This window comes from Streptomyces sp. NPDC019396, assembly GCF_040632375.1.
In the GTDB taxonomy this organism is placed as follows: Bacteria; Actinomycetota; Actinomycetes; order Streptomycetales; family Streptomycetaceae; genus Streptomyces.
Genome location: NZ_JBEYBS010000068.1, coordinates 1 through 5,013, shown reverse-complemented (window position 1 = coordinate 5,013; position 5,013 = coordinate 1). Strand labels below are relative to the sequence as shown.

The following is a 5,013-nucleotide window of genomic DNA, read 5'->3' as shown; positions in this document are numbered from 1 at the left end:
CCGTCACCACCAACGGCAAGGTCAGGATCGTCGACAACGTCCCGACCAACTGCCAGGCCACCGGCACCAACCCCGTCCCCAACTGCTTCGGCTGACAGCAACCACCGACACCTCCCCAGACCGCCCGCCCCCGGTTCCTCTCCCCGGGGGCGGGCGTATGCCCGGAATCACGAGGAACCGGATGGACGGCCACGGTGTCTCCCCGTTCGGAGAAGGCGACGAGAAGGACAGGGGACGTCGCCATGTGTGGACGAAGGGGAGTGCGTCGAATGACCGGCACGTACGTCACGCTGGCCGAGGAGATCACGCTGCTGGCGCTGGACGACGAGTCCGGCGCCGCGAAGGAAAGGCAGTCCGCGGGGTGGGCGGTCGCGGGCGGGATTCTGCTGGAGCTGGCCATGGCGGAGCGGGTCACCGTCACGGACGGACGGCTCGGTGTCACCGACACCACCCCCACCGGGGTCGCGCTCCTCGACCAGCGGCTGGAGGTGCTCACCACGTGGGCGAACCGTGGCGGCAGGCGCCGGGTCACCGACTGGCTGACCAAGGACCAGTCGAAGGCCGTGTCCGCGACGGTCGAGAGCCTGTGCGCACGGGGTCTGGTGATCGAGGAGCGGCGCAGGGCGCTCGGGATCTTCCCGGTACGCCGCTACCCGGAGGCGGACGGCACGGTCGAGCGGGAGCTGCGGGCGCGGCTGGCGGACGTGGTGCTCCAGGGTGCCGCACCCGACGCCCGCACCTCGGGGCTCGTCGCGCTGCTTCAGGGCGCGAAGCTGTACAAGCTGGCCTTCCCCGAGGTGCCCAAGAAGCAGGTCGAGCCACGGATGACGGAGATCGCGTCGGGCCAGTGGGCGGGGGACGGCGTGCGCGAGGCCATCCGCAACATGCAGGCGGCGATGGCGGCGATCACGGCGACGGTCGTGGTGACCACGATGACGTGACCTGTGGGACCTGATGTGTGAAGTGACGGTTCAGCGCCGCCACCAGCGCAACGTCAGATACTCCTCGCGACCCGGAGCGGGCTCCACGTGTGTACCGAACGCCCGCCCGGCCCTGCTCAGCACCTCGCTCAGCCAGGCACGGTCGGCAGGCGAGGCGTGCTCCAGACGCATGCGCCTGGCGTGCATCGGCGCCATCCGCAGCTCCAGCAGCCGCCCCGTGTCCGGGTCGAGCGTGGGGAAGTACATCAGCCGCAGGTCGTCGCGGTAGCGCTCATAGCCGGTGATGCCCTCGTAGTCGTCGACCAGGTCGCCGCAGCCGAAGAGGATGAGCTTGCCCCGGTACACATGGACGGGGAGTGGGTGGTGGGACGAGTGGCCGTGGACGAGGTCCACGCCGCCGTCCACCAGCCTGCGGGCGAACGCGGTCTGGCTCTGCGAGACGCCGTAGCCCCAGTTCGGCCCCCAGTGGATCGACACCACGGCCAGATCGCCGTCCTCGCGCACGGCCGCGAGCCGCCGCGCGAGGGCGTCGGCGCTGCGGGCGGAGAGATCGGGTACGAAGTCGACTCCCGGCCGCCCGTCCCCCGCCGCCCAGCGGGAGGGGACACCGGCCGACGCCATCGCGCAGGACAGTACGAGCACCCGCCCGCGGCCGTCACCCACATCGACGGCGACGGTCCGCCGTGCCGCTTCCGCGTCCCGCCCCGCTCCTGCCGGTCCCAGACCGGCCCGATCGAGCACGTCCACGGTCTCCTCCAGGCCCCGGTATCCGAAGTCGAGCACGTGGTTGTTCGCCAGGGCGCAGACATCGGGGCGCAGGGCCGCCAGAAACGGGACGTTGTCGGGATGCATGCGGTACGCGACGGCCTTGCCGGGCGCGAAGTCGTCGCTGGTGGTGACGCTGCTCTCCAGGTCGATGACGCGTACGTCGGGGCACTCGGCGTCCAGGACGTCCAAGGCGTCTCCCCAGGGCCAGGAGAAGTCCACAGGCTGGGGAATCGCCCCGTTGACCGCTTCCGCGAGGGCCACGTAGTCGCGGGCGTCGCGTATGTACCCCTCCCGCAGGGCGGGGTCCCCGGGGTGCGGCAGGATCTGGTCGACGCCCCGGCCCGACATCACATCACCACTGAGAAACAGCGTGACGGGGGCAGCCCGGCTCATGATGCACATTTTCGCACCATCACTATTTTCCCGCCGCATACAAATAGCGGCTGCGGTCATCTCAGGGGGTCGGTCTCAGCACTTCGGACGCCGCCGACCTCAGCAGCAGCGGATGTACAAAGCGGTGCGCGTCGACCGGGGGAAAGCGCCAGGAAAGCGGCCAGGTCCGGCCCGTAAGGGCGGGCACCGGCACGAAACTGATGGAGCCCGGCGCCGAGTTGAGGCGGGTCACCCCGCGCGGCCAGGCCCGGTGCCCCGTGCTGCCCGCGGGCAGCAGGAAGTAGACGCCCTGCCGGCCGTTGGCCTCCATGACCACGGGGCCGGGGTCGCCGCCCGTCAGCTCCCCGAGGAAGTCGGCGAGATCGCGACCCTGGTCCCCGTCGACGCGTACCGCGTCGAATTGGACGCCTGCTTTTCGGAGCTGGAATCCGCGTTCGGGAACCCAGCCGATCCTGATTTGGCGAGTTTCTGCAATCACGTATCCAGTCTGGCGGTTCCCGGTTAGCGTTTTCCGTGACACGGCCGAGGTGTGGTGCATCGGTTGACCAGCACAAACGCGCCTTGAATCGGGTCGAATTCGGCGTGAGCTGGTAGTGACCGGTTGAGTCCGGTTGAGCCTGGATGGTGATCGGTATGGCACGTTCGGAGAACAAGGAAACGGCGAGTGCGGCCACCCGGATGGTGGCCGACATGATCCGCAAGATGCGGCTGCGGGCCGGGCTGTCGCAGCCGGAGCTCGGCACCAGGATCGGGTACTCGGCGGCGGCGGTGAGCGCGGCGGAGACCTGTGCGCAGGCTCCCAGTGACGCGATGCTTGTGGCGCTGGAGCGGGAGGTCGGGGACGGCCTGGGCTTCTTCGAGGACGCCCGGGCGCCCCTGCGCCGGGAGAAGTACCCGAGGCAGTTCCGGGACTACTCGGGTCTTGAGCAGAAGGCGCTGGTACTGCGCCTCTTCGCCACGCTGGTGGTGCACGGGCTGTTCCAGACCCCGGAGTACGCGCGGGCGCTGATCGGCGGGGGTTTTCCGCCGCTGCCGGATGAGCGGGTCGAGCAGCTGGTGGAGGCGCGGACGGCACGGCAGGCGCTGTTCGACCGGCAGCCGGTGCCCCTGATCGAGCTGGTGCTGGAGGAGTCGGTGTTACGGCGCACGATCGGCAGCGCGGAGATCATGCGCGACCAGCTGACGTTCCTGGCGAAGTGCGCCCAGCGGCGCAATGTGACCCTGCAGGTGCTGCCGCTGGACGCCGGGGTCGGCGGTGAGTTCGCGGGAGCTTACGGCAATCTGAACCTTGTCGAGACCCCGGAGCATGACCATCTGGTCTATCTGGAGATCCAGGACGAGAGCCTGATGATCAATGACCCCGCAAAGGTCAGCACCTACGCCCAGCGGTATGCGAAGATCCGGTCACAGGCCCTGGGTCCTCGTGAATCGCTGGGCCGCATCGAGCAGTTGGCGGGAGAGGAAAGATGACCGACAGCCTGCGCTGGTTCAAGTCCAGCTACAGCAGCCCGAACGGCGGCGACTGCATCGAGGTGGCCTTCGACTGGCGCAAGTCCTCCCACAGCGGCTCCAGCGGCGGCGAGTGCGTCGAGGTCGCCACCGGCCCCCACGCCGTCCACCTTCGCGACTCCAAGGTCATCGACGGGCCCAGCTTCGCCGTGGACACCCCGGCGTGGTCGGCCTTCCTCTCCTGGCAGAGCTGAGCCGCGCCGAGCCTGATCGACCGAGCCGCGAGGCCGGGCTCGTCACATCCACCCCGTCCGTTCCGTCAAAGAATTACCAGCGGAACAGGCGGGGAGTGTGTGACCGATGAACGACGGCGAATACCTGGCGGAGCGCTTCGAGGCCCATCGGAGCCATCTGCGGGCGGTGGCGTACCGCATGCTCGGCTCGCTCAGCGAGGCGGATGACGCCGTCCAGGAGGCATGGCTGAAGCTCAGCCGCTCGGACACCAGCGAGGTCGCGAACCTCGGCGGCTGGCTGACCACGGTCGTCGGCCGGGTGTGCCTGGACATGCTGCGCACCCGCACCTCACGGCGGGAGGACCCGCTGGACGTGTACCTACCCGACCCGGTGGTCAGCAGCATCAAAAGCACCGACCCCGAGCGGGAGGCACTGGTCGCCGACTCGGTCGGGCTCGCACTGCTGGTCGTGCTTGAGGCGCTGCCGCCCGCGGAGCGGCTGGCCTTCGTGCTGCACGACATGTTCGCCGTGCCCTTCGACGAGATCGCCCCCATGGTGGGCCGTACGTCCACCGCCGCCCGGCAGCTCGCCAGCCGCGCCCGGCGCCGCGTCCAGGGTGCGGCACCCGCACCCAACGCCGATCTCAGTCGGCAGCGTGAGGTCGTGGACGCCTTCCTCACCGCCTCGCGCGGCGGCGACTTCGACGCCCTGCTCTCCCTGCTCGACCCGGACATCGAGCTGCGCGTGGACGGCGGGGCGGTCCCGGGCCCCCAGGGCGGCTCGAAGCTGGTGCGCGGGGCGCATGCGGTGGCCGGCCAGGCGTTCATGTACCGACGCTTCTCCCCGTTCGCCCGGCTCGCGCTCATCAACGGCGCTCCGGGCCTGGTCACGGTGCCCGAGGGCGACACCGCCGCCGCCGTCATGGCCTTCACCGTCGGGACGGACGGCAAGGTGGTCCGGCTGGACATCCTGGCCGACCCGGAGCGACTGGCCGGGATCGATGTGACGGTGCTGGACGCCTGAGACGGACTACCTGGGCCCGGACATGCGCCCGCCCCCGGTGAGGGGTCCCGGGGGCGCGCGGTCTGGGGTAGGCCGGGGCGGCCGATGGGCCGCCCCGGTCGACGGGTGGATCAGCCGAAGCAGTTGGGGACGGGGTTGGTGCCGGTGGCCTGGCAGTTGGTCGGGACGTTGTCGACGATCCTGACCTTGCCGTTGGTGGTGACGG

Annotated in this window: 6 protein-coding genes; 4 read left to right on the top strand and 2 right to left on the bottom strand. The window is 70.0% G+C overall.

Going from position 1 to position 5,013, the window contains the following annotated elements; all coding sequences use genetic code 11:
* The first annotated feature begins 269 nt into the window (after positions 1–269).
* Positions 270–941: a GPP34 family phosphoprotein gene (locus tag ABZ532_RS31245; RefSeq protein ID WP_361291307.1), complete on the top strand. Its 672-nt coding sequence runs from the start codon at positions 270–272 to the stop codon at positions 939–941.
* Between the two features lie 30 nt (positions 942–971).
* On the opposite strand, the gene ABZ532_RS31240 is transcribed toward ABZ532_RS31245, so the two are convergent.
* Together ABZ532_RS31240 and ABZ532_RS31235 are read right to left on the bottom strand one after the other, a co-directional pair.
* A complete protein-coding gene (locus ABZ532_RS31240; protein WP_361291304.1) occupies positions 972–2,102 on the bottom strand; it encodes a CapA family protein in 1,131 nt (376 codons plus the stop codon).
* A 61-nt stretch (positions 2,103–2,163) separates the two neighbouring features.
* The gene (locus tag ABZ532_RS31235) at positions 2,164–2,580 is read right to left on the bottom strand and encodes a hypothetical protein (protein ID WP_361291301.1); all 417 of its coding nucleotides are present in this window, start codon (positions 2,578–2,580) and stop codon (positions 2,164–2,166) included.
* A gap of 155 nt (positions 2,581–2,735) precedes the next feature.
* Between ABZ532_RS31235 and ABZ532_RS31230 the strand changes: the two genes are divergently transcribed.
* The 3 genes from ABZ532_RS31230 to ABZ532_RS31220 all read left to right on the top strand — a co-directional run bounded on the left by ABZ532_RS31230 (position 2,736) and on the right by ABZ532_RS31220 (position 4,808).
* Positions 2,736–3,572, top strand: coding sequence for a helix-turn-helix transcriptional regulator (locus ABZ532_RS31230; RefSeq protein WP_361291298.1), 837 nt, complete (start codon positions 2,736–2,738; stop codon positions 3,570–3,572).
* Complete coding sequence (locus ABZ532_RS31225; RefSeq protein ID WP_361291295.1) at positions 3,569–3,805, top strand: DUF397 domain-containing protein; 237 nt, start codon at positions 3,569–3,571, stop codon at positions 3,803–3,805. The genes ABZ532_RS31230 and ABZ532_RS31225 overlap by 4 nt, the downstream gene beginning before the upstream one ends.
* Positions 3,806–3,911: 106 nt before the next feature.
* Positions 3,912–4,808 (top strand): sigma-70 family RNA polymerase sigma factor, encoded by an 897-nt coding sequence (locus ABZ532_RS31220; protein ID WP_361291292.1) that lies wholly within the window; start codon positions 3,912–3,914, stop codon positions 4,806–4,808.
* Positions 4,809–5,013 lie beyond the last annotated feature (205 nt).

Excerpts from the sequence above, each read along its gene's own strand:
- ABZ532_RS31225 (WP_361291295.1), top strand. The coding sequence starts at position 3,569 with ATGACCGACAGCCTGCGCTGGTTCAAGTCCAGCTACAGCAGCCCGAAC.
- ABZ532_RS31220 (WP_361291292.1), top strand. The coding sequence starts at position 3,912 with ATGAACGACGGCGAATACCTGGCGGAGCGCTTCGAGGCCCATCGGAGC.
- ABZ532_RS31245 (WP_361291307.1), top strand. The coding sequence starts at position 270 with ATGACCGGCACGTACGTCACGCTGGCCGAGGAGATCACGCTGCTGGCG.
- ABZ532_RS31230 (WP_361291298.1), top strand. The coding sequence starts at position 2,736 with ATGGCACGTTCGGAGAACAAGGAAACGGCGAGTGCGGCCACCCGGATG.
- ABZ532_RS31240 (WP_361291304.1), bottom strand. The coding sequence starts at position 2,102 with ATGAGCCGGGCTGCCCCCGTCACGCTGTTTCTCAGTGGTGATGTGATG.